The following is a 3,741-nucleotide window of genomic DNA, read 5'->3' as shown; positions in this document are numbered from 1 at the left end:
CCGTCGTTGCTGAGTTGAACCTGAATCGGCACTTGAATTGTGAGGGTTGAAATCCAGGCGATTAGTTTAAATACAATCGCAAGTGCGATCGCCCACAGCGGAATCACTACGGGTCGAAACCACAGCAAATATAGCAATTCCAATATTGCCATTATTCAAGCCATATTTGATATCTTGTACGCCGTAAATTTCCCCAAAAATCTGAGTTCCTGGCGGAAGTTTCTGGAAAGCTTCGTTTTCGTTGTAAGCACGAATATAAACTAATTTTTTGTTTACTTCGCTGTTTTTCCAGAAGTAATTATGGCTGCCAATTTTAGTTGTGCCATCAGCATCAACTAAGACAGTGAAGTTAGTTCCGTGCAACTTCTCTGTTACAACAACTTCTTCACCTTCAATTAGTATATTTTTGTAACGTTTCAGGTTTTCTGGACTGGGGAATTTGTAATGTCCAATAAAACTTTCTACTTCCCCACTCATCCCTTGAGGAATTGGATATTCGTACTTTGTTACACCAAAATACTCCGTGTAGTCGTCTCCGACATTTCCCATAAAGTTATTACCAACGGGAATAAGCAAACCCTCAGAAAAAATTCCGCGAAGTTTGGCAGCACGCAGTTTTTTTGAGTAGTAGTTACGAATACTAAACTCATCCAAAAACTTTTCTGGAATAACACTATCAATAGGAAAGTAAAAAGCTAAATCTCCAGGGTGAAAGTGACCTTTGACTATAATTACTTGATACGCCATATCTTCAATAGAGGCAATATCTAGCCTATCAGCATTGGGATGAGGATTAATGCTGTTGATTTTGACAACTTCAACTTTAAAAATACTCATAGCTCACCTCTTTTGAAAAAAAATAGATTTTAGAAAAACTCTAAATTTATTACACAGTATGGGCGCACAGCTAGCTGTGCATACGTGTCAACTTAATTTGAAAATCTAGACTTTGGCTCTCTTGTAGTGGCGTGGGTTGGCTAAAGTACATTATATTTATGGTTTTTTCAGGCTAAAGCTCTACTACGAGCCTTTGGCTATTACACCATTTCAGTCTTGCCATGCCACTACCAAAACACTGACTACATGAGCATTTGAAGCTCAATTTAACACCAATAACAGCTGTGCGCCCCTACTGTGTTCATTTGTGCTAAATTATTTATTTTTATACTTATGTGGGAACTGCTATAGCAGTCCTATCTGATTTGTGAAAAATACTTTTTTTAATCGAACCACAGAGACACAGAGAACACAGAGAGATAAGAAAGAGAGATTTTCACGAATTATTTAGGACTGCTATATATGTTAAATAGATATATTAAATAAATAATAAATAGATGCGATTATTAAGCAACCGTTAACTAATTTTAGCAATATTAACTAATTTAAATTAGGTTTAAAATCCGCTTAAAATCAGGCGGTCTAACCTCCCAATATATAAATCATGGCTGTAATATAAAACCCTTTTTTAAGGATAAAAAAAACTTTTCCTCTTGTTATTTTTAGCTTTTTGTCTAATATTTACAGATTGTATTCGCTGACGAGCGATGCCGCACGTAAACTGATTGGTAAGTTAGATTATTTAGTTCAATACTCTTATACTACAAACATAATACAAAGTTGTCAAGTTGAGAAAAATGTTCGCGATCGCCCAGAATTACAGAATTATATCGAAATAAAAATGTATTGAAGGAGGCATTTGTTTATTTATATCTTAAGACAGATGCCATTACAGATGATAAAGTGTATAATAATGCAGTTTTTTCATGTAGAAAAACTTCATCAGCCAATGGTTTAGCTTTCAAGTATGAGATTTCCCCTCTCTCCTCCCTATCCCTAAAGAGGCAAGACATAGGAGTAAATTTCTCCTTGTCCCTCCGAAGTTCTGATGCCTGTCTTGAAAAGTGACGCTCCTGCGTCGCTAACGCTTCGCTAACAGATGCCTGCGGCAAGCCGCAAAGCGTCTACGGCGGAAAACGACGCGATACACTTTTCGCTACAGCTACCCTGCGCCAACGTCGGTTCGCCTTTGGCGTTCCCGCAGGGTAGCCGGCGCTCAGACTTCTCTCCTCATCTCCCTCATCCCCCTTCTCCCGCCATCCCCTCCGTCTCTTCTTGACGGGAAAGAGCATCATAGTGTTATAACGGCATCAGTCTAGATCCAAAATGGGGAACACCAATTGATGATTAATTGCTGGTGCTTGGAGAGAGTTAAACTTAGCTTCTAGAGCAAACCCTGATTAGACAGAGTTGATAAGCAATGCTAATGCCAGCACTGCTGAATATTTTTAAGCAGGTGAGTCAAGAGTGATGAATGAAGCTAACACCTCAAACAAGGGGGCTGTGATGGAATCCTTAAATTCTGCTAATTCGCCACAATCGGAGCAGGCGAGTTGTCCCTTTTACTCAGTTGTGCCTAATGACAATATGACAGTCAGCAAACTGCCACTCCTCATGCCAGCTGAAGATACAAAATTTTCAAAAGATACCACCCAGCAGGACTGGGTTGCAGAGCCTGAAAGCGGCAAACAAGCACTTATTGACTCGGAATTTCAGAACCTGCTGGCATTGAACGAAGAATTGCGTGCGGCTAACAATAACTTGTATGAACAAGTAGAGCAGCTAAAAGACAACCTAGCTGAGTCAGAAAAGGTTTTGCAGTGGCAGAAAACGCGTTCTAGCGTTGCTGAGTCGATGCTCAACCAACACGCAAAAGAACTGGCTGCGGCTCAAGAACAGATAAAATCTTTATTTCAACAATTAGAAACTGCTGTACAAACTGTTCAACACCAGGAAATTCTCACCGAAAGTTATAAAGCACAGCTACAAATCAGCCAACAACGCCTTGCCCAGTTAGAGCGAGAATGTACGTTGCTACACACCAATAGCAGCGAACAGTCTCAGCAGTTATTGCAATCAGAAACTGTTTGTCGGGAGTTACGTACTAGACTGATGCGACAACAACGCCAGACGCTGCAATATAAAGCAGCTTTGGAAAAATGCCTAGATACATCTGTTCCTAACTATGACTCCCTAGAAGATACTGCAAAACATCCCAAAGACATAACTAGTGGGCAAGGAAGATTCTCTAGAAAAGCTCGATCTTTATTTCCTAACGCCCAGCCAATTCAACCTTGGTCAGCAGAACCAGAATCCTTGAGTGATGATCTAGATAATTCTTGGGGCGAACCGTCAGCACCAATCCCATTCCAAAGAAATGAACCAACTCCGACGCCATCATCTTCTTGGAACTGGTCAGTTAAGCAAAATCCTCCAACACCAGCAGAATCGGGGCCTTCTCCCAAAATTGAGGATTCCCTAGAGACACCAGAAGCTGTTTCAACTTCAGGGTCATCAAATTTAGATCAGCAATTAGATAGTCTCATCCAAATGTTTTTCACCTCCCAGCCTGCATCTGCATCTCCACCACCTGCGGCGAAAACGAATGTGGATAGTAATCAGAGTGATGCACCTATCTGGGAGACTTTAGCAACAATCCTAGAAGACGATGAGGAATTAGAAAATCCACAAAAGGAGCAGTTGGAAGCAGAAATTAATCCTCCTACAACTACCTCCACTTCTTGGACAATAGATTCTGTAGCTTCACCAGCCAATAACTTACCAGTTTCTTCTACTTCACCTCACACTGAGATGCTTGTTGAAGGAACTGAAGATTACTGGTCAGAAGTTTCACAATTGACACAGTTAGAATTGTCGGCAAATCATTTGGATGAGACTATCTAA

3 protein-coding genes are annotated in these 3,741 nt (G+C 40.4%); 1 reads left to right on the top strand and 2 read right to left on the bottom strand.

Annotated elements, in window-relative coordinates:
• Window positions 1-66 precede the first annotated feature (66 nt).
• Together LC574_RS30710 and LC574_RS30705 are read right to left on the bottom strand one after the other, a co-directional pair.
• On the bottom strand, window positions 67-837 hold the full coding sequence (locus LC574_RS30710) for an RNA ligase family protein (protein WP_229457372.1): 771 nt from the start codon (window positions 835-837) through the stop codon (window positions 67-69).
• A gap of 1,124 nt (window positions 838-1,961) precedes the next feature.
• Window positions 1,962-2,132 carry a hypothetical protein gene (locus LC574_RS30705; protein ID WP_229457371.1) on the bottom strand — a complete coding sequence of 57 codons (171 nt, stop codon included), beginning with the start codon at window positions 2,130-2,132 and terminating at the stop codon, window positions 1,962-1,964.
• Between the two features lie 175 nt (window positions 2,133-2,307).
• Here LC574_RS30705 and LC574_RS30700 point away from each other — a divergent pair, with 175 nt between their 5' ends.
• Window positions 2,308-3,741 (top strand): hypothetical protein, encoded by a 1,434-nt coding sequence (locus LC574_RS30700; RefSeq protein WP_229457370.1) that lies wholly within the window; start codon window positions 2,308-2,310, stop codon window positions 3,739-3,741.

Source organism: Nostoc sp. CHAB 5715, assembly GCF_020829685.1.
Classification (GTDB): Bacteria; Cyanobacteriota; Cyanobacteriia; order Cyanobacteriales; family Nostocaceae; genus Nostoc.
Note: the sequence above shows the minus strand (reverse complement) of the source record. Positions and strands in the feature narration are given on the sequence as shown.